This is a genomic window from Rasiella sp. SM2506 (genome assembly GCF_050859505.1).
GTDB lineage: Bacteria > Bacteroidota > Bacteroidia > Flavobacteriales > Flavobacteriaceae > Marinirhabdus.
This window is the reverse complement of the sequence record NZ_CP193934.1, coordinates 1394324-1415862: the sequence shown is the minus strand read 5'-3', so window position 1 is coordinate 1415862 and position 21539 is coordinate 1394324. Positions and strand designations below refer to the sequence as shown.

General features: G+C 37.1%; 19 protein-coding genes. 10 read left to right on the top strand and 9 right to left on the bottom strand.

The genetic code is table 11. The features are described from left to right. The first annotated feature begins 41 nt into the window (after positions 1-41). The 3 genes from ACQ2HF_RS06385 (at position 42) to ACQ2HF_RS06375 (ending at position 4216) form a co-directional block, all read left to right on the top strand. On the top strand, positions 42-830 hold the full coding sequence (locus ACQ2HF_RS06385; protein ID WP_432412694.1) for a queuosine precursor transporter: 789 nt from the start codon (positions 42-44) through the stop codon (positions 828-830). 31 nt (positions 831-861) lie between these two features. Further along, the gene (locus ACQ2HF_RS06380; protein ID WP_432412693.1) at positions 862-3495 is read left to right on the top strand and encodes an AsmA-like C-terminal region-containing protein; all 2634 of its coding nucleotides are present in this window, start codon (positions 862-864) and stop codon (positions 3493-3495) included. A gap of 70 nt (positions 3496-3565) precedes the next feature. Continuing rightward, entirely contained in the window at positions 3566-4216 is a 651-nt protein-coding gene (locus ACQ2HF_RS06375) for a LysE family transporter (protein ID WP_432412692.1), read from the top strand. Here the strand turns inward: ACQ2HF_RS06375 and ACQ2HF_RS06370 are convergent. Beyond that, positions 4213-5007, bottom strand: a complete 795-nt coding sequence (locus ACQ2HF_RS06370; protein WP_432412691.1) for a DUF2797 domain-containing protein — start codon at positions 5005-5007, stop codon at positions 4213-4215. The genes ACQ2HF_RS06375 and ACQ2HF_RS06370 overlap by 4 nt on opposite strands. Positions 5008-5110: 103 nt before the next feature. Here ACQ2HF_RS06370 and ACQ2HF_RS06365 point away from each other — a divergent pair, with 103 nt between their 5' ends. Continuing rightward, positions 5111-6649 (top strand): GH3 auxin-responsive promoter family protein, encoded by a 1539-nt coding sequence (locus ACQ2HF_RS06365; RefSeq protein ID WP_432412690.1) that lies wholly within the window; start codon positions 5111-5113, stop codon positions 6647-6649. A gap of 173 nt (positions 6650-6822) precedes the next feature. Then, complete coding sequence (locus ACQ2HF_RS06360; RefSeq protein WP_432412689.1) at positions 6823-7008, top strand: hypothetical protein; 186 nt, start codon at positions 6823-6825, stop codon at positions 7006-7008. Between the two features lie 490 nt (positions 7009-7498). On the opposite strand, the gene clpX is transcribed toward ACQ2HF_RS06360, so the two are convergent. The 8 genes from clpX to ACQ2HF_RS06320 all read right to left on the bottom strand — a co-directional run bounded on the left by clpX (position 7499) and on the right by ACQ2HF_RS06320 (position 15714). Beyond that, a complete protein-coding gene (gene clpX / locus ACQ2HF_RS06355) occupies positions 7499-8734 on the bottom strand; it encodes an ATP-dependent Clp protease ATP-binding subunit ClpX (protein WP_432412688.1) in 1236 nt (411 codons plus the stop codon). A gap of 19 nt (positions 8735-8753) precedes the next feature. Continuing rightward, positions 8754-9425, bottom strand: coding sequence for an ATP-dependent Clp endopeptidase proteolytic subunit ClpP (gene clpP / locus ACQ2HF_RS06350; protein ID WP_432413060.1), 672 nt, complete (start codon positions 9423-9425; stop codon positions 8754-8756). A gap of 84 nt (positions 9426-9509) precedes the next feature. Further along, a complete protein-coding gene (gene tig, locus ACQ2HF_RS06345) occupies positions 9510-10832 on the bottom strand; it encodes a trigger factor (RefSeq protein WP_432412687.1) in 1323 nt (440 codons plus the stop codon). Positions 10833-10911: 79 nt separating this feature from the next. Continuing rightward, positions 10912-11256, bottom strand: coding sequence for a phage holin family protein (locus tag ACQ2HF_RS06340; protein WP_432412686.1), 345 nt, complete (start codon positions 11254-11256; stop codon positions 10912-10914). A gap of 82 nt (positions 11257-11338) precedes the next feature. Then, positions 11339-12862 carry a G-D-S-L family lipolytic protein gene (locus tag ACQ2HF_RS06335; RefSeq protein WP_432412685.1) on the bottom strand — a complete coding sequence of 508 codons (1524 nt, stop codon included), beginning with the start codon at positions 12860-12862 and terminating at the stop codon, positions 11339-11341. 19 nt (positions 12863-12881) lie between these two features. Then, the gene (locus ACQ2HF_RS06330) at positions 12882-14132 is read right to left on the bottom strand and encodes an OmpP1/FadL family transporter (protein WP_432412684.1); all 1251 of its coding nucleotides are present in this window, start codon (positions 14130-14132) and stop codon (positions 12882-12884) included. A gap of 110 nt (positions 14133-14242) precedes the next feature. After that, positions 14243-15004, bottom strand: coding sequence for an alpha/beta fold hydrolase (locus ACQ2HF_RS06325; RefSeq protein WP_432412683.1), 762 nt, complete (start codon positions 15002-15004; stop codon positions 14243-14245). Continuing rightward, the gene (locus ACQ2HF_RS06320; RefSeq protein ID WP_432412682.1) at positions 15001-15714 is read right to left on the bottom strand and encodes a pyridoxine 5'-phosphate synthase; all 714 of its coding nucleotides are present in this window, start codon (positions 15712-15714) and stop codon (positions 15001-15003) included. The genes ACQ2HF_RS06325 and ACQ2HF_RS06320 overlap by 4 nt, the downstream gene beginning before the upstream one ends. A 146-nt stretch (positions 15715-15860) precedes the next feature. Between ACQ2HF_RS06320 and ACQ2HF_RS06315 the strand changes: the two genes are divergently transcribed. From ACQ2HF_RS06315 to ACQ2HF_RS06295, 5 genes are all read left to right on the top strand, one after another. Then, positions 15861-16517 (top strand): acetoin utilization protein acuB, encoded by a 657-nt coding sequence (locus tag ACQ2HF_RS06315; protein ID WP_432412681.1) that lies wholly within the window; start codon positions 15861-15863, stop codon positions 16515-16517. 3 nt (positions 16518-16520) lie between these two features. After that, the gene (locus ACQ2HF_RS06310; protein WP_432412680.1) at positions 16521-17411 is read left to right on the top strand and encodes an NAD kinase; all 891 of its coding nucleotides are present in this window, start codon (positions 16521-16523) and stop codon (positions 17409-17411) included. Positions 17412-17504: 93 nt separating this feature from the next. After that, a complete protein-coding gene (locus tag ACQ2HF_RS06305; RefSeq protein WP_432412679.1) occupies positions 17505-18200 on the top strand; it encodes a DUF6089 family protein in 696 nt (231 codons plus the stop codon). A gap of 1 nt (position 18201) precedes the next feature. Then, positions 18202-18945 carry an isoprenyl transferase gene (locus ACQ2HF_RS06300; RefSeq protein ID WP_432413059.1) on the top strand — a complete coding sequence of 248 codons (744 nt, stop codon included), beginning with the start codon at positions 18202-18204 and terminating at the stop codon, positions 18943-18945. 70 nt (positions 18946-19015) lie between these two features. Continuing rightward, entirely contained in the window at positions 19016-21520 is a 2505-nt protein-coding gene (locus ACQ2HF_RS06295; protein WP_432412678.1) for a BamA/OMP85 family outer membrane protein, read from the top strand. Positions 21521-21539 lie beyond the last annotated feature (19 nt).

The window sequence follows — 21539 nt, the reverse complement described above, 5'->3', positions numbered from 1 at the left end:
GAGGTTTTTGTTTTAAGACGAAATTAAGGAAAACAAAAAGATTGACCATTATCTTTGCACTACAAACTAAACTTTTGAAGCAGCTTCCCATAAAAGACATTTTGTTAGCGCAACGTATCTACTTCATTCTGGGAGTGTTGTTCATTTCTGCGCTGGTCGTGGGGAACTTAATATTTCAGAAGTTTTTTACGTGGGACTTCTTCGGCTTGTACACCTTTGAAATTTCAGTAGGTATTCTTCCCTACCCAATTACTTTTTTAATAACCGATATTATTAGTGAAGTATACGGTAAGAAAAAAGCAAACCAAGTAGTGACGGCTGGAATTTTTGCATCGCTATTTTCATTGATCATAGTCTACCTGGCAGATATGGTTCCGGCAACTACGTGGAGTCCCGTGGACGATGTGCTTTTCAGCAAAGTATTTGGCGCTACAGCCATTGCGGTTTTTGCCTCAATGTTAGCATATTTATTGGCACAATATATAGACATACAGTTGTTCCATTTCTGGAAACGCGTCACAAAAGGAAAATACCTTTGGCTACGCAATAATTTTTCTACATTTCTTTCGCAGTTTGTAGATACATTCGCGGTATTATTGTTGCTGTGTCTCTTCGGAAAAATAGCTTGGTCGCTCTTTACAGCACTATTAGTGAGCGGTTTCCTTTTTAAAGTTTTAATGGCCGCCTTAGACACGCCATTGTTATATGCAAGTGTGTATGTACTTCGAAAAAGATTTGGGTTAAATATAGGAGAAGAGCTGAACCTTCAATACAATGCTGCAACGCTACAGCACACAGGCACCACTCCTGAAGAAATTAAACAAGAATAATAAAATATACCCGCTTGTACGGGCACTAAAGATGAAAAAGATATTTAAAATTTTAGGAATCGTTTTAGGAGTCGTTATAATCCTTCTCATCCTTGCCCCCTTTCTATTTAAGGGAACCATAGAAGATTTACTTAAAAAGAACATTAATAAAAACCTAAACGCTACCGTGGCCTGGGAAGAATTGGATCTTAGTTTGTTCCGAAGTTTTCCAAATGCGGCTGTTGTGATAAAGGATTTTACAGTTATTAATAAAGCACCGTTCGCAGGTGACACCCTAGCCAGCGGCGAATCTTTGAAGATAGACATGGGCATCACTCAATTATTCAAAAGCAGTAATGAAGCTATAAAAATAGATGCCTTACAATTAAACAATGCATTTATAAATATTAAAATAGACAGTCTAGGCAACGCCAATTATGATGTAGCTGTAAAATCCGACGCTCCCATAGCAGATAAAACTGCTACCGCCGAAGAAAAAGGATTTGTATTCGATTTGCAGCAGTATGAAGTAAACAATTCCCGCATTAATTACATAGACGAAGCCACCAAAACTTACTTGACGCTTACGGAAGTAAACCATAAAGGCGATGGAGATTTTTCGTTGGATATTTCTAATCTTGCTACCAAAACCGATGCATTAGTCTCTTTAAAGCTGGGCGATGTTGATTATTTGAACAACAACAAAGTATCCTTGGATGCCGATTTTCAGTTAGACCTAAAAAACCAGAAATATACTTTTTTAGAAAATGAAGCAAAAATCAATGACCTTCCACTTACGTTCAATGGCTTTGTAAAAGTGAACGAAACTACTAATGAAATTGACTTGACGTTTAAAACACCTTCCTCAGATTTTAAAAACTTTCTAGCCGTTATTCCGAAGGTATATGTAAAAGAACTGGACGGTGTTACCACCACAGGAGATTTTACGGTAGATGGTAAACTGAAGGGAATTGTAGATGAAGAGCGCATTCCAACCATGGACATAAAAGTGCGAAGTACGAATGCCTCGTTCAAATATCCAGACTTGCCTAAAACCGTTCGAAATATTACCATTAATGCAGATTTAATGAATGAAACGGGCTTCTTAAAAGATACCTACTTAAACATTGGCAACCTCACTTTTAAAATAGATGATGAGCTATTTACTGCTAATGGAAGTATTCGGGATTTAACCGAGAATGCTCTCGTACATCTGGCATTAAAGGGAACCTTAAATTTGGCCAACATAGACCAGGTACTTCCTATTGAAATGGAACAACCCTTGCGCGGTGTTTTTAAAGCAGACGTTACGACCAACTTTGATATGGCCTCAGTAGAAAATGAACAATATCAAAACATTAAAACCAACGGTACGGCAAGTTTAAGTGACTTCACCTATACCGACGCAACTTTTAAAAATCCTATCAATATTGGAAAGGCAGCGATTACGATGTCGTCAGGAAATAATATTAGGTTAAACGAAATGACTGCTACTACCGGCGGTACAGACGTGCAAGCCAATGGAGATATTCAAAACCTCATCCCGTGGGTTATGTCTAAACAAGATTTAAAAGGTGTTTTTAATGTCACCTCAAATACCTTCAACCTAAACGACTTTATGGCCGAGGAGGTTCCAGCATCTGGAAAGAAAGCAGAAGGGAACACTAATAATACTGCAATTGCCAAAGAGGAAAGTATTAAAATTCCAGATTTTTTGGACGCTACCCTTAACTTTTCGGCAAAGAAAGTAATCTATGACGATCTTACGCTGGATAATGCAAAAGGAACTGTTTCTATTAAGAACGAAACGGCAAGCTTAAGCAATGTAACATCATCCCTTTTAGGCGGAAATGTGGCATTATCTGGTAATGTTTCAACAAAAAACAACACGCCTACATTTGCCATGGATCTTGATTTAAGTAAAATTGACATTGCCAGTTCTTTTCAGCAATTAGATTTGTTGAACTTCTTGGCTCCTATTGCACAATCATTACAAGGAAATCTTAACACAAAAATTAAGTTGAACGGTGAACTAAATAATAACTTAACACCAAAACTCACCACACTGGCAGGAGACGCCTTAGCACAAATTATTACTGCGGAAGTAGATAAAAATAAAAGTCCATTACTTTCAAAATTAGGAGACCAAGTAAAATTTTTAAACTTAGACAAACTAAGTCTTCGCGATATAAGCACCGTACTTAAATTTAACCAAGGGAATATAGAAGTGCAGCCTTTCGACTTTGACGTTAAGGGTATTGGGGTTAGGGTAGCCGGAACACATAGCCTGGATAAAAGCATTAACTACAATGTAAATCTGGATGTACCTGCAAAATATTTGGGTGGCGACATTAATACTCTTTTAGCCAAACTAGATCCTTCAGATGCAGAAAACACCAAAGTAAATCTGCCTATTGGCCTTAACGGAACCATGACCAATCCAAAAATTTCAGTAGACACAAAAGCTGCTGTGACAACACTTACACAAAAATTAATTGACAAACAGAAAAATGACTTAAAAGATAAAGGAAACGATATTTTGAAAGACCTTATTGGTGGGGGTAACAAACCAAAAGATTCTACAAATACCAACAATACAGGGACCCCCAAGACCGATCCCACCGAAATTGTAAAAGACATTTTTGGCGGACTCTTCGGGAAGAAGAAAGATTCCATTAATAACTAATGCGAATTTATTTTTAAAAAAAAATACTTGACAGACACTAGCGTACGTAAAACGCATAAAATTTATGTAAATGATATATGATATTCTTATGCTGGTTGTCTTTTTAGTAACCGGCTTTCTGGCTTCTGGCTTGGGAGCTCTTCCTGCTAGCTCTTCCAATGTAGCAGTAATTACCACAACCCTTGAAAAATCTTTTAGGAAAGGATTTCAAATTACGTTAGGCGCCGGTTTGGGAAGTGTAGTATTATCTTTCATTGCACTACTATACAGTCAGGTTTTTACAGATTTTTTTGAAGATAATCCGTGGGTACAATACACCATTCTATTTATATTTTTCGCGTTGGGAGTTTTAATTTTAGTTCGCAACTGGATTGAAATAGATTTTGAGAATCCACTTTCAAAAAAAGCAAAGATTGGACGTTTCTGGCAAGGTTTTCTGTTGGCTTTTATAAACCCTCCAGCGCTTATTTTCTGGATATTGATTATTAGTCTTGCCAATACCTATTTGTTCTCTCTTTCTAAATTTAGCCCCATATTAAATCTGACTTTTTTCTTTGTAGGAATCTTCCTTGGAAAAATAACAACCTTGTATTTTTACGGAAAAATGAGCAAGAAGTTAGGAGAACGAAAACGTAAAAATAATCCTATAGTTTACACTATTATTGGAATTGCCTTAGTGGCGGGATCGCTAGTTCAATTTATTCGAATGTTGTTAGATTAACCTACGGAGATAGCTACAACATACCCCTCACTTCCACGTACGTTAAATACTGTATTATCTTCAAATATTAGGTATTGCGCTTTTATCCCTTTTAAGATGCCTTCAAAAACTGGCGTCTTACTAAGATTGAGACTTTTCAGTTTTGTGGGATATTGCAATACTGGGAATTCGAGATTGGTTTCGGTATTATTTTCTATAAAATAAGGCAACGCTTCTTCCGGGAGGTATTGTTTCAACTTGTCTCGCCAAGCTACTAAATTTTCATCTGCAATTTCATTTTTAAGCATGGTGCGCCAGTTGGTCTTATCACCTACGTGATCTTTTAAAGCAACTTCTGTTATCCCTGCGAGGTAACGGTTGGGTACTTCTACAATTTCAATAGCTTCGTGTGCGCCTTGATCTATCCAACGGGTGGGCACTTGTGTTTTTCTTGTAACGCCTACTTTTACATTACTGCTGTTGGCCAAGTATACAATGTGCGGTTGGAGCTGCACTCTTTTTTCGTATTCCAAATCTCGGTCTTCTTTATCCAAATGTGCCGTACTAAGCTCTGGTTTCATAATCCAGTCTGCCGCTTGAGGTACTTCATAAAAACAATCGTAACAATAGCCCTGTCGGTATATTTTTTTATTTAACCCACAATGAAGACATTCATATCCTATAAATTCAATCTTCAGTTTCTTGTCTAATAATTGGTTCATCTGCAGAAAATCGTTTTCAAACACCAAATAATATTGAATAGGCGACCCATTTTCGGTCTGCATTTTTCGTAAAACACCTTTGTATTGCATTAATTTTTAAGCTTGTAAATTCTAGAATATTTCAAATTTGAAACAATTGAAATTCCCTATCAGAAAAAATGTTATTTTTATTGCCTAAAGATAGCAGAAAAATATGCCAATCCCCATTGTAAATTCTATTGCCTCCTGGTTTTTAAAGAAACGGTTCCACCAGATTGAGCTGTTCCTTAAATATCCTATAGACGTGCAAGAAGAGCTGCTACAAAACCTTATTCAAAAAGCAAAAAACACCGAAATTGGCAAGCAGTACGATTTCAGCACTATAAAATCCTATCAAGAATTTGCGTATCGCATTCCTGTTACCACGTACGAAGACAATCAAGAACGTATAGAGCGTGCCCGAAAAGGAGAAAATAATATCTTTTGGCCCACTCCTATAAAATGGTTTGCTAAATCCAGTGGTACCACGAATGCCAAAAGTAAGTTTATACCCGTAAGCAGTGACTCGCTGGAAGATTGCCATTATGCAGCCAGTAAAGATTTGTTGTGCATGTACTTAAACAACAATCCAGACTCCCAATTATTTGTAGGGAAAGGGTTGCGTCTGGGAGGCAGTAAAGAGTTGTATCAAGAGAACGGTACTGTGTTTGGAGATCTTTCTGCTATTTTGATTGACAATATGCCTTTTTGGGCCGAATATAGCAGTACCCCAAAAAACGAGATTTCCTTGATGGCAGATTGGGAAACCAAAATGCAGGCTATTGTAAATGAAACTATCAAAGAAAATGTAACAAGTCTGGCGGGTGTACCCTCATGGATGCTTGTTTTGCTGAACAATGTCCTTGAGACTACCGGAAAAGAAAATCTGTTTGAAATCTGGCCAAACCTGGAAGTATATTTTCACGGTGGTGTAAGTTTTGATCCTTATATAGAGCAATACAATAGAATACTACCAAAGGATAATTTTAGGTATTATGAGATTTATAACGCTTCGGAAGGATTTTTTGCCATACAGGATAGAAATGCCAACAAAGAGCTTCTCTTAATGTTGGACTACGGAATTTTCTACGAATTTATCCCAATGGATACGTACGGCACACCTAAAGAGACTATCATTCCGTTAGCCGATGTTGAAGAAGGTGCAAATTACGCTATCATAATCACCACCAATGCTGGATTATGGCGCTATAAAATTGGAGATACTGTACGCTTTACGTCAACCAAACCACACCGGATTAAAGTTACAGGACGCACTAAGCACCATATTAATGTGTTTGGAGAAGAACTTATTATAGAAAATGCAGAAGCTGCTCTTAGAAAAGCCTCTTCCATTACAAATACCGAAGTGGTAGATTATACGGCAGCCCCTATTTTTATGGAAGGTAAAAACAAGGGTGCTCACGAGTGGATTATTGAATTTAAAACTCCGCCCAATGATTTTAGAGTATTTGCCGATGTTTTTGACAATGCGCTTAAAGAAGTAAACAGCGATTACGAAGCAAAACGATTCAATAATACAACATTAAATTCCCCAACCATTCATTGTGCGAGAGAACGTCTTTTTTACGATTGGTTAAAAGGAAATGGAAAATTAGGAGGACAACATAAGGTCCCAAGATTATCTAACAAAAGAGATTATATTGAAGAGCTTTTGCAACTCAATAACGAGAAGTTAAACATCACCATCGACTAACAACCCCTTTCATCGCCTAAAAACACGCGCAAAATCGATGATTTTTGCACTTCATCGAAAGTAGAAATTCCACGTGTATTTCAACGAGTTTCCAAGCCATTTCAACTAAAAGTTTTGGTAGTCCTTTTCTTACGCCATACGTTTGTACTGTTCAAATGAATGAAACCTCACACATGAAAAATTTAGTTTATATAGTAGCCCTATTAATTTTCGCAGTAAGCTTTACTTCTTGCGGAACTACTTCAGCCATTAAAAAAGAGAATTCTGAAGTTGCTGGCTACACGTTAAAAGACAAGAAAGAGCAATTTCAACATAAAATTGCTTCCAAAAATAAGAAAACGGTTATTGCAACCCCATAAAGACTTTTATTGCATTGAAAAATGCCATAGATTAGATAGATTAAGTTAAAGTAAGTAAAAAGCCGAACAGGGGATGTTCGGCTTTTTTTTGTTGTATACTATTGATTAAACTATATTTCACCCTACCCAATACCTAATATATTTGTGATGCGCGGAATAGTAATGCCTGTTATAGAGAATCCTTCGCGCCAATTTTAAAAAAACTATAGGCAGGAAACGTATTGTCCTTTGCTGTGTAGTGCTGTAAGAAAAACCCAGAAAGCTGTTACTTTTATAATCAAGAATGCATTAGTTTGCTGGCGCGCCAAGGCATGATAGATGTCTTTTAAAATGGCCGCAACTGGCTTATTTCCAATGATGCTATAAAAGCATCTATAATAGGTAAAAGAAGAAAACTAATTGTAGTACCGAAGTTTTTTAAAAAGCAAATCCACAGACTACGATGGTGTAACTGTGGATTTTTATAGTTTTTAAAGTTTATTTGAAGGAGTTAAGAAACAGCCTTTAACTTCTTAATAGTTGTTTTTTGAAGTTTTTCTTCGGCGTAGTCTTTTGTCACTTTAAGTGTCTTTGTTTTTTCATCGCTAGGCAACTCGTACATAGCATCAGTTAGAACGGCCTCACAAAGCGACCTAAGCCCTCTGGCTCCCAATTTGTACTCGATAGCCTGCTCTACTATAAAGTCTAATGCTTCAGTAGTAATAATAAATTCTACCCCGTCCATTTCAAACAACTTCTTGTATTGCTTTATTATGGCGTTCTTAGGTTCGGTTAAGATAGCGCGTAGCGTTTCTTTATCCAATGGATTCATATAAGTAAGCACGGGCAATCGACCAATAATTTCAGGAATTAAACCAAAATCTTTTAAGTCTTTCGGGATAATATATTTAAGTATGTGATCTTTGTTGAAGACATCTTCTTTTTTAGACGCGCTAAAACCAACAGCCTGCATATTCAATCTCTTTGAGATATGTCTTTCGATACCATCAAAAGCACCTCCGGCAATAAAAAGGATGTTCTCGGTATTTACCTCAATAAACTTTTGATCCGGGTGTTTACGCCCTCCTTTAGGCGGTACGTTCACAGTGGTTCCTTCCAACAATTTTAGCAAGGCTTGCTGTACACCTTCGCCACTTACATCGCGTGTAATGCTTGGATTATCACTTTTACGTGCAATTTTATCTATTTCGTCTATAAATACAATTCCGTTTTGGGCTTTTTCTAAGTTGTAATCTGCAGCCTGTAATAGTCTGGTAAGAATACTTTCTACATCTTCTCCAACGTACCCTGCTTCAGTTAATACGGTCGCATCCACTATTGCTAATGGCACATTCAGCATTCTTGCAATGGTTTTTGCAATTAATGTTTTACCCGTACCTGTTTGTCCAACGATTATGATATTACTTTTTTGTATTTCAATATCGTCATCACTCTTAGGTTGTAGTAATCGTTTGTAGTGATTGTAAACCGCTACAGACATTACCTTCTTGGTGAATTCCTGACCAATCACATAATCGTCCAAAAACTCTTTAATGGCTTTTGGCTTTTTAAGCATTACGTCTTTGTTCAAATCGGTGTTGGTAGTATGCAATGCTTCTTCTACCACAATACCGTGCGCCTGCTCAATACATCTATCGCATATATGTGCATCCAGACCTGCTATAAGCAAGTTAGTTTCGGCTTTTTTACGACCGCAAAATGAACATTCTAATTCTTCTTTCGCCATATTTTTATTTTAGGAAGGATTATCGAGCTAAAATCTCATCAATCATTCCATATTCTTTTGCCTTGTCTGCTTTCATCCAATAGTCACGATCGCTATCTTCATATACTTTCTCGTATGACTGGCCGCTATGTTTGGCTATAATCTTGTATAATTCTTCCTTTAAGGTCATAATCTCACGAGCTGTGATTTCAATATCACTGGCTTGCCCTTGAGCGCCACCTAAAGGTTGATGGATCATCACTCTTGAATGGGTAAGACCACTTCTTTTTCCTTTTGCGCCTGCGCACAACAATACAGCTCCCATAGAAGCCGCCATTCCAGTACATATTGTTGCTACATCTGGTTTGATAAATTGCATGGTATCATAAATACCTAAGCCAGCATATACACTTCCTCCTGGAGAGTTAATATAAATTTGAATATCCTTAGCAGCATCTGTGCTTTCTAAAAATAACAATTGCGCTTGCACAATGTTTGCTACTTGATCGTTAATACCAGTTCCCAGAAAAATAATACGATCCATCATTAAACGTGAAAACACGTCCATAGCCACCGCATTCATTTGGCGTTCTTCAATAATATTTGGGGTAAGACCCACAGGATACATACTGCTTAAAATTGTATCGTAGTAGGTGCTGCTAATGCCTTGATCTTTAATGGCAAAGTCTTTAAATTCTTTTCCGTAATTCATATAAACTGAAAATTCTTTTTTAAACAATGAAGGCGCTGAATACTTACTTTCAACGCCCTCAAAGATACCTAATTTTTTGCTCAATTACGCATAGGCTTCTTTGATGAACTTTTCGTACGTAATTTCTTTTGTCTTCAGTTTTGCTTTATCTTTATAAAACTGTAACATTTTAGTGGTATTCAATTGCTCGCTCAAGCGTTTTACCTCTTCTTCGTTTGAAAGAATTCTTGCCGAAATACCATCCAATTCTTCTTCGGTTGGGTTAGAATTTCCAAACTGAGCCATTTGACCTTTAATCATATTTTTTGCGTACTCTTTCAACTCATCAAAGGTTACTTGTAGATTGTTATCTGCACGTAACTTTCCTTCAATTAACTGGTAACGCAATCCTTTTTCGCTTCTTTCAAACTCTGCAGCGGCTTCTTCATCTGTTAAAGGCTTTTCGCCTGAAACTTGAATCCAACGTTGTAAAAACTCCTTCGGAAGGTCAAACTTGGTGTTTTCAATTAAATCTTCCACGACATCATTCAACAGCTTTTGGTCACTTTGCTGTAGAAACTGTCCTTCGGCATCCTCCTTTATTTTATCTTTTAATTGGTCTTCTGAAGTTACTACGCCTTCACCGAAAAGCTTGTCAAATAATTCTTGAGTAAGATCTGCCATTTCTCGTTGGTTTACTTCTTCAATCTTCAACGTTACTTCAATATCCAAACCGTGTGCATCGTCGTGAGACACTCCTAAATACTTTTGGTTGTCATGATCGTCGCTAAACATTCCTTTGGTTTTCAAAACAACCTCATCACCAATTTTGGCTCCCGTTAATGCAGTTATTTGCTTCTTGCCTTTAATAGCTTCTAAAGAAATAGTAGTTTTATTTTCAAGTTCTTTTTCGGTTGAAGTAAAGGTTCCCGTAATTTCGTCTCCTTTTTCAACGGTATTTTTAGACGTTAACGTTCCGTATTGCTTACGGATAGTTTTTACCTGATTGTTAATCATCTCGTCATCTGCAACAATCTTATATTGGGTAGTCGCTTTTTTTCCTGGTAAGGCTACTTCAAATTCTGGTGCAAGACCTAGATCAAACTCAAATTTAAAATCGTCACTATTCCAGTCTATTTCGGCTTCGTTACGTGGAATAGGATTTCCAAGTACGTCTAATTTTTCTTCGTTTAAAAACTTATGTAGATTCTCTTGCAACAATTTGTTTACCTCCTCTACCAGTACCGCTTGTCCGTACTGTTTTTTAACCATTCCCATAGGCACGTGTCCTTTTCTAAATCCTGGGATGTTAGCGGTTTTTCGGTACTTGTTTAAAATGCCTTGCACCTTATCTTCGTAGTCGTCTTTTGAAATTTCAACAGTTACAACTGCGTTTAACTTGTCTAATTCCTTTTTTGTAATGTTCATATATCCTATAATTTTCGGGATGCAAAAATACGGTTTTTTAACCGATTGAACAATAGTAGGATTACTGAAATTGAATTGGTTATTTTTCTTTGGATACCAGCGAGTGCAATATAGATTGCAAAAAAGATAACAGCAAGCTAAAAATAAGTGCCCACCAAATAGTACGAACGGCAAAGCCATCTATAAAAAAGTCTGCCAAGAGTATAATAATTGCGTTTATAACCAATAAGAATAGCCCCAAGGTAATTATAGTAATTGGAAACGTAAGCACTACGAGAATAGGTTTCACAAGCAGCCTTAAAATCGCCAATACAAGAGCAACAATTACTGCCGAAAGGTATCCAGATACTTCAACTCCGGGAAGCATATAAGCCAAAACGATAACAGCTACCGCCGTTAGTAACAATTTTAAAATCCAATTCATGATTTTTTATTTTAATTTAAAGGTATAAAAAAACCGCTTTAAGAATCTTCTTAAAGCGGTTATACTAAAAATTTATTCGGTTTTAATTACCATTGTTTGTAATGGTAATGGTACCGTACTCGCCAATGTTCACATTAGGAATTGTGGCGTTATAGGTACTGTTTATTTTGTCGATAATAAGGTTTGCAGTATATGCATACCCACGAGGTGTTGGATGCACTCCATCTAAAGAGAACGCTCCGCCTGTAGCAAACGTATTAGTTAACAAACCTCCATCGTAAGCAATACCACCGTTAGCAACCTCTGCTAAAGCTCTACGAGCATCTACAAATGCTAATCCATTAGCTGTTGCCAAAGAGATAATTGTAGTATTGTACGCTCTGGTTGCAACGCTTACTCTTCCTTGCTCAACACCAGTAAGTACAAACTGATCTCCAAGTGGAACAGCCACTCCAATTACAGATTGTGGATTACTAGGATCTGCCAAAGTACCTAACACTGAAGACGCAGTTAACACCACCAAATCGGTTTCATTTGCCTGGCGCAATTGCCCTAACAAACCTGCTATAGGAGCAGGAAGGTTAAATGGAGGCCCTTGAAGAATCGTAGAAAGATCTGTTAAATCATCATCTACCATAATTGGGAAATTTACACCTGCCGAGAAATTAATCTGACGCGCAGCTGCTTCCTCTGCCGAAATAACTCCAGCACCTACCAAACCTGGAAGTACCTGTGTATTATATAATGCAAATTGTGCATTTACTGCCCCAGCTGTTGCAGCATCTAAAGGAATAGAACGTACGGGTACTGTTGTAAAGTATGGAATAGATGTTACGTCTGGAATGTTAATTAACACACCTCCAGAAGCACCTGCCTTTAAAGCATCTACTTGTTGGCTATACACAGAAGCAAATACATTTGGATCTGTAATATCGTTGGAACCATAGGTTGAAGGATCTAAGTTTCCAGTTTGGTCTACACCAGCACCTCCGCTAGTTGCGTAGCTTAAGATATCATTGTTTCCAATCCAAAGCGCAAAAAATGAAGGATTTAAAGATACTGCGTCTGCAATAACAGTGGTACTACCACTCGTAGCAAAACGTCCAAAATAAGGATTTAAACCTGCATATCCAGGAGTTACTAAATGGAAACTCTTAGCGCCAGGAACCCCCATGTTATTGAAAGGCCCTGTAGCACTTGTAGTTACTTCGGTCGTTGGAGTACCATCAAGTCTTACTGGACCAAGAGGATTACCCGTCATTGGGTCTGCAGCTAAAACTAATCTGTTCTCTGCAACTTGAGTTCCGTTTAATAAAAGACCTCCTAAATTATCACTCATTAAGGGCTGTGTAAATTCACCTCCACCTGCCAACGCAAATTGTTGTGCCAAAATGTTTGGGTAGGAGTTTTCTTGTCCTGTAATGTATAAAGCTCCATCTGCAAATCCTGCAGTAAGTGAATTACCTACTGAAACAAAATTGCTCATGTCTGCATCACCGGTGGTATAAAAATTTCCCTCGTCGATTGGTGTATCAAACTCTGGTTCACAACTCACAAACCCAAGAGTAAGCAAGCCTCCTAATACTATATATATTGATTTTTTCATTTTCTTAATTTTTTTAAAATTACATTTTATAAGTAACTCCTAATCCTGGTGAAAAAGCACTCGACTTGTAGGTACCTCTAAATGGAGCCACTTGACCGTTTTCTCTATATCCTTCATAAGAAGCATCTATTTCTTTAAAATGCACGTATAGGAAAGAAGCATCTATTTGAAGATGATCTGTAATGTTTACTGTTAAACCAGCAGTATAAGCATTACTGTCATTTCTTGGAGTTTCAGGAGAGAAGAAACCTTCGGTCACTGGAGACTCATCAAAGTAATATCCTGCTCTAAGTGTAAACATGCTTGTAGCTTCATACTGCAAACCGAAACGGTACGTAGAGGCATTTTTGTAGTTTCTTGGGTTAAAAGAATCTGGAATATTAGGATCTGCAAAGTCAATATCTAAACTTTCATATACATCCCAAAAAGAACGATTAAAATCGAAAGCAACCAACCATTTGTCACAAAATTCATACGCTAAACCTACAGTCATTTCAGCAGGCAGCGGTAACGATGCATTAAATGTAGTATCTGAGAAAGGCGCTAATGGAGAATTTGGAACATTTTCAAAATCTGCTTCACCATCTTCTGCATCCAAAATAATTTTTGAACGGTAATGAGCACCAATTGTTAAATTTTCAGTAGGCTTAAACATGGCCCCAGCTGTCCATCCCCATTTGGTTACTCCAGTAGCATCTACAGTAACTTCAGAACGGTTCCCTTCAAGATCCGACAACGTACGGTTTAGGTTTCTGTTGAAATTTACAGACCCATTTACATAAATTGGCCCACCACCTATACTAAAATAATCGCTCAATTTAATAGAAACCGTAGGCTGCACAAAAATTGCGGCTAAGTCAATATTATTTACTAAGTGAGAACCAGCCCAATCATCTTCGTACTCTACAGTACTTCCAAAAGGAGTATACACCCCAAGACCAAGAGCTAACCAATCGTTCACCTGGTAAGAACCATATAAATAGAAAGGAGTTCCTACAGGACTATCGGTCATTGCCGTTGCACCTGTTGCCGAATTCTGATACGCCACATCGGAAAATACTCCGAAGCCACCACCCGTAATGTTCAATTTGTTTTCTAAGTACACAAGACCTGCTGGGTTAAAAAATACAGATTCGCTACTGTTTACTACAGCAACACCCGTGTGGCCCATAGCCAAGGATTTGTTTCCTTGCAGACTTACACGATACCCTCCAGCATACGTAACTGCAGTTGCCAAAGCAAATACAGAAAGGAGTAAAAGTTTCTTCATAATGTTAAAGATTGATTTAAGTTTATTTTGTTAATGATGAAATCAAGATACGTAATTATACCCTAATCAAAAATTTATTATGCATACATAATAAATTTTCCTTTGCAATGTTATAAAAATTTGATAACATTTTGGTAAAATTCGGAAGGATTTTCTGCGTGAAGCCAATGCCCAGCATCTGAAACCGTTACTATTTCTGCTTTCGGAAAATGTTTGTGAATTACTAATTTGTCTATTTCTTCTATATATCCAGACTTTTCTCCTCTTAAAAACAGGGTGGGCTTTATAAAAACTGAATCTTCTGGAAGCGCCTTTCCAACCTCAGTTATTTTTTCTGAAAGTACTGGTAAATGTATTCGTAATCCCAAGGCCCCCTTTTCTTTCCAGTATACATTCTTCAACAAAAATTGACGGGTTCCTACATCTTGAATATATTCTGAAAGCACTTGATCTGCTTCCCCTCTAGATTTTATTTTAGAAAAATCCAGTAAAGACAATGCTTTTAAAATATCCTGATGGTGTTGCGGATACGCTTTGGGACCAATATCTGCCACCAACAACTTTAAAACTTTTTCAGAATGGTTTACTGCAAATTGCATCGCTGTTTTACCGCCCATAGAATGTCCTAAAAGGAGGCATTCTTCTATATTATGATGTTGTAGGTATTTCAGTAAATCTTCCGCCATAATCTCATAGCTGAAATTTTCTGAATGAAAACTACGTCCGTGATTTCGCTGGTCTACTAAATGCACTTGGTAGCCATCTTCAGCAAATTGATTCCCCAGAGTTTTCCAATTATCGCCCGAACCTAAAAATCCGTGTAAAATAATAAACGGGGTGCCTTCTCCTAGTATTTGTGAGTGTAGGATCATTTCAGTTTTATTAAATACTGTTTAATTACAGACTCCAACCCTTCGTACAACGCCTCGCAAACAAGTGCGTGACCAATAGAAACTTCCAACAGATGCGGAACGTACTCCTTAAAAAACTGAATGTTCTGAAGCGATAAATCGTGACCCGCATTAATTCCCAAACCTAGTTTGTGCGCCAATTCGGCACACTGAGTGTATGGATGGATGGCTTCTTTATTTCCTAAACTATAGTAATGTGCAAATTCTTCGGTATACAATTCTATTCTATCGGCTCCTGTTTCGGCAGCACCTTCAATTATTGCAGGAGTTGGGTCTACGAAAATAGATGTACGAATTCCATTTCTCTTTAATTCTGAAATTACCTCTTTCAAATAATCTTTGTGCTTTTGCGTATCCCATCCAGCGTTTGACGTAATCGCATTGACGGCATCTGGAACTAAAGTAGCTTGCGTAGGCTTCAGCTCCAGTACTAAATCCAAGAATTTATCTATTGGGTTTCCTTCAATATTAAACTCGGTCGTAACTATTTTCTTTAAGTCACGCGCGTCCTCATACCGAATGTGTCGTTCGTCTGGTCGCGGATGAATGGTAATTCCCTGCGCACCAAACCTTTCAGCATCTTTAGCCACTTGTACTACATTGGGCATATTTCCGCCTCTTGCGTTACGCAATGTGGCTATTTTATTGATATTTACACTTAACTTTGTCATAACAGTATATCTAGTAACAAAAATACAAACTTGCCTTTCAGCTTTAAAGGCATATTTTGAGTAATTTGCATAAAAATTAAATTGTCTTTGGCAGCAAATCACAAAGAATGTGTTTTTGTTACCAACCCACTTAAAATCAATTTGCTTTGAACACCATAAACTACATTATAAACGATATTGAAGCCTTTCCTATTTCGGCTTCTATAAAAGTGATACAGGAAACTTTTAATCAGTTAACCTATTCACATCTTATTATAGAGAAAAATGGCGAATTTATGGGCTGTGTTTCTGAAACAGACGCCCATTGTTTTGAAAACGATAAATCACTTACAGACTACCAGTACGCTTTAGAGCCGTTTTTTGTAAAAAAAACCACACATTGGTTAGATATTCTGGAAGCTTTTGCGCTTCATAACAGCAATATTATGCCAGTCCTGGACAATGACAATTCATACCTTGGTTACTATGAGTTAAATGATATTATGCACTGCTTTAATGACACGCCTTTTATGAATGAAGCAGGCGGAATTATTGTCGTGGAGAAAGGAGTAAATGATTATTCTTTTAGTGAAATTTCTCAAATAGTTGAAACCAACGATGCAAAGATATTTGGAGCTTTTATTTCGAAAAGTGACAATGATCTAGCCCAAATAACGCTTAAAATAGGGCATCAAGGAATGAATGCCATAGTGCAAACTTTCCGCAGGTACAGCTACACTGTAGTAAGCAATCACGAAGAAGACAAGTTTTTAGAAGATTTGAAAAAACGTTCTAATTACCTAGATAAATACCTAAATATTTAAAAGATGAAGATTGGTATTTACGGACAGTTTTATCATAAAAATTCTGAACAATACATTCAGATAATTTTAGATGCGCTTCGAAAAAAAGAGCATGAGGTTCTTATTGAAAAGGATTTTATGGACATCATTAACGATAACGACGGTGTTGAAACCACTTCGGCGTTTAAGACATTTACGAAGCTTGACATAAGTTATGACCTCTTCTTTAGTATTGGTGGTGATGGAACTATTTTAAAATCTATTACATATGTTCAGGATTTAGGAATTCCTATTGTAGGCATTAATACAGGTAGGCTTGGTTTTTTAGCGACCATTCAGAAAGAAAACATTTCAGAAAGCATTAATCAAATACTGGAAGGTGCATATTCTATATCGGAAAGAAGCTTACTTCAACTTACTTCGGAACCTCATAATCCAGAAATTTCAGAATTAAATTTTGCTTTAAACGAAGTTGCCATTAACCGAAAGAATACTACTTCCATGATTAAAGTAGAAACAGAAGTTGACGACAAATATCTTACCTCTTACTGGAGCGACGGACTCATTTTAGCTACCCCAACCGGCTCTACAGGATACTCTTTAAGTTGTGGCGGGCCGGTGATAGACCCAAGTAACAACAGCCTAGTAATTACACCCATCGCGCCACATAACTTAAGCGCCAGACCTTTGGTATTGCCAGATTCCAGCAAAATTACCCTACAGGTTTCAGGACGTGAAAAATCTTATTTGGTGTCTTTGGACTCCCGTATTGCAACATTTACAAATAACACTCGTCTTACTGTACAGAAAGCGCCCTTTACTATAAAATTAGTACAGCTGCTGGATAATAGTTTTATAAAAACACTAAGAAAAAAGTTACTGTGGGGCGAAGACAAGCGAAATTTGAAACAATAAAAACCAGTAAAGTTTGTTAATCAACTGAGACAATTCCGCTTCACTTATGGTAGAGCGGAGTTTATTGTTATATTTGCAAACTTTTTAAGGTATATGAAGTATTTCGCGACCGTTTTTATAGTGGTAATAAGTGTATTTTCAATAAAGGCTCAAACCTACGAGGTTGGTGGTTTTATAGGAGGCGCTAATTACATAGGAGATATAGGTAAAACCAATTATATTTCGCCTAGCGATGTAGTAGTTGGAGGGGTTTTTAAATGGAACAGAAGTGCACGACATTCTTTTAGAGCATCCGCTCTAATTGCAGGAATTAGTGGCGACGACGCAAAGTCTAGTGAATCCAGGCGACAAGAACGTGGTTATCAATTTAAAAACACAATAACGGAATTTTCATTAGGGGTAGAATACACCTTTTGGGATTTCAATATGTATCGTGGGCAACCCGTTTCCACTCCTTATTTGTACACAGGACTAACGTATTTTACGTATAAAGCGCTTTTCAAAAGATCTGGCAGCGACTTAATTGTAGATTATGACCAAGCCGGAACACTTGCCATTCCAATGGTAGTAGGTTATAAAACCACCTTGGGCACAAAGTTGGTATTAGGATTTGAAATTGGGGCGCGTTATACCTTTACAGATGATCTGGATGGTAGCAACCCCGTAAAAGGGTTGGAAAACGAACCAGGTTTAAAATTTGGAAATACAAATAGTGACGATTGGTATGTATTTACCGGGCTAACATTAACCTTCACTTTTGGAAGGAAACCTTGTTACTGTAATTTTTAATATGAGCTTACAAGCACAAATAGACCAAAGCAAACTCCCACGGCATATCGCCGTTATAATGGATGGCAACGGTCGTTGGGCTAAAAAGCAAGGGCTGTTTAGAACCATAGGCCACGAAAATGGCACCAAAGCAGTTCGTGAAATTGTAGAAGCCAGTGCCGAATTAAAAATTGATTACCTCACCCTGTACGCTTTTTCTACCGAAAATTGGAACAGACCCAGATTAGAAGTAGAAACCTTGATGAGATTGTTAGTTTCGTCATTAAAAAAAGAAATAAAAACACTCGAAAAAAATGATATTCGTTTAAACGCCATTGGAAATTTAGACGCACTTCCAAAAAAAGCTAAAAACGAATTGTTGGACGTCATAGAAAAAACAAAGGACAACAAACGCATGACACTCACACTGGCACTAAGTTACGGTTCTCGTGAGGAAATTGTAAAAACCATCCAAGAGATTAGCCATAAAGTTAAAAATAACCTAATTTCGCCGTCTGAAATAGATGAAGCAACTATAAATAATCATCTTTACACCCGCGATTTACCAGACGTGGACTTATTGATACGCACCAGTGGTGAACAACGGATTAGTAATTTTCTATTATGGCAAATTGCTTATGCTGAATTGTTTTTTACCGAAACCCTTTGGCCCGATTATAGAAAAAACCATCTTTTTGAAGCAATATTAAATTATCAAAAAAGAGAACGAAGATTTGGAAAGACTAGTGAACAACTTGAACAATAGTATAGTATTGCACATACCTAAAAAGTTATTTTGTCTACTTGTAGTCACAGTATTTCTTGCTGGCAGTACAATGGCACAACAAAAACAACTGGACAGCGGAAGAAAATACACCCTAAACAGTGTAACAGTTACCGGTGCGCAAGGTTTTAACGAGCAAACTGTAATTGCTTTTACCGGACTAAAAGAAGGTGAACGCCTGTACATTCCCGGAGAACGATTAAGCTCTGTTACCAAAAAACTCTGGGACCAAAATCTATTTAGTGACATCGCTTTTTATGTAACGAATATTGACGGAGACCTTGTAGACCTTGAACTTTACATTGTAGAACTTCCAAAATTAAACGAGGTTACCATAGAAGGGATTAGAAAAGGTAAAAAGAAAGATATTATTAAAGACAATGATCTGGTAACGGGTAAAAAGATTACTAAAAATCTTATCACTACAACCAAAAACAACATTGCCAATAAAAATAAAGAAAACGGTTTTTTAAATACCCAAGTTGCTATTAGCACTACTCCTTATATAGACTCTACTGGTGTTGAAGTTGGAAAAAACATGTTGATACGTATCGATAAAAATGAACGTGTAAAAGTCAAAAAAATTAACTTTAACGGAAACGACGCATTAAGCGATGCTAAGTTAAGAGGTGCCATGAAAAATACGAAGCGTAAAAACTTCTTTCGATTTTGGAAACGTTCTAAATATGCCGAAGAAACTTTTATCGAAGACAAAGCAAAAATTATCACGAAGTATAAGGCCAATGGATATCGTGATGCTCGTATTACAAGCGACACTTTAATAGTTTACGATGAGAAAAACATTTCACTAGACCTCAATATTGAAGAAGGAAAGCGCTACTATTTTGGAGATATTCGTTTTATTGGAAACAGCAAATACACAGATGGTCAATTGCGTCAATTACTTGGTATTCAAAAAGGAGAACCTTACAATGGGGTACTTCTACAAGAACGTATAGAAGATAATACAGATCCAGATGCAAACGATTTAACCAACCTGTATCAAAACAATGGATATCTGGCTGCAAGAATTAATCCTGTTGAAGTTGCTATACGTCAAGATACCATCGATTTTGAAATACGGATTATAGAAAATAAAGAATTTTACTTTGACCATATTACAGTAGTAGGAAACGAAAAAACGAACGATCACGTTATCTATCGTGAACTACGTACCCGTCCAGGACAAAAATACAGTAAACGCAATGTAGTAAGAACCATTCGTGAGTTAGGCCAATTGGGCTATTTTGATGCAGAACAACTTTCTCCTAATTTTGTTTTTGTGGATGAAAATAACGGTTTAGTAGATTTAGAATATAGCGTCGTAGAAAAAGGATCCAGCCAGATAGAGCTACAAGGTGGTTATGGTGGTGGAGGTTTTGTAGGGACTTTAGGATTGTCTTTTAACAACTTTTCTTTACGAAATATTTTTAACGGTGAAGCTTACAAACCCTTACCTATGGGAGATGGTCAAAAATTGTCCTTACGGGCACAGGCTAGTAGTTTTTATCAAACCTATAGTTTATCGTTAGTAGAACCTTGGTTGGGAGGTAAGAAACCTGTTCAGCTAAGCACCTCTTTTTCTCATACCATTCAATATTTGTACGACTTTCAAACTCGAGATGTAAATAAAGACAGTCGTTTTCTAATTACCGGAGGTTCGGTAGGTATAGCAAAACGCTTACAATGGCCCGATGATTATTTCACATTTTCTCAAGCGATTAGTTTTCAGCATTATAATTTAAAAAACTATAATACAGGACTCTTTACCTTTGGGGATGGCTATTCAAATAATTTAGCCTACACTATAGGATTAAGCCGAAACAATACTGCTACAAACCCTATTTATCCGGTTTCAGGATCTAACTGGAGCATTTCTGCAAAATTAACGTTGCCTTATTCTTCTTTTAATGGGGTAGATTATAATTCTTTAAGAGACGAAAGAGATGACTTACAAGCATTTCTGGAAGATAATCCTACTAGCGTAGATACAAGAGAACGTATTGCAGAAATAGATCAGAAAAGATTTAACTGGCTGGAATATTATAAAATTAAATTTTCTGGAGATTGGTACACTCGTATTGCAGGTGATTTAGTACTGCGCACCAAGTCGGAATTTGGTTTCTTAGGAGCCTATAATAACGATCGAGGCATCCCTCCTTTTGAACGTTTCTTCGTGGGTGGAGATGGCTTAGGATCTTTCAGTTTGGATGGTCGTGAAGTAATTCAACTACGTGGATATCCTAACCAATCACTTTCAGATAATGACGGAAATACCATTTACAATAAATTTTCGTTAGAAGTAAGATACCCTATTACCTTAAGTCAATTGGCATCAATATATGCGCTTACATTTGTAGAAGGAGGAGCAGCGTATGACGGCTTCCGAGATTATAATCCATTCAGCATTAGTAGGTCTGCTGGCGCAGGATTACGTATATTTATGCCGGCATTTGGACTTTTAGGTATAGATTTTGGATATGGTTTCGACCCAATTTTAGGTGGAACTGAACCAAATGGCTGGGAAGTACATTTTATTATTGGACAACAATTTTAATATTGGCACGATATTTTCT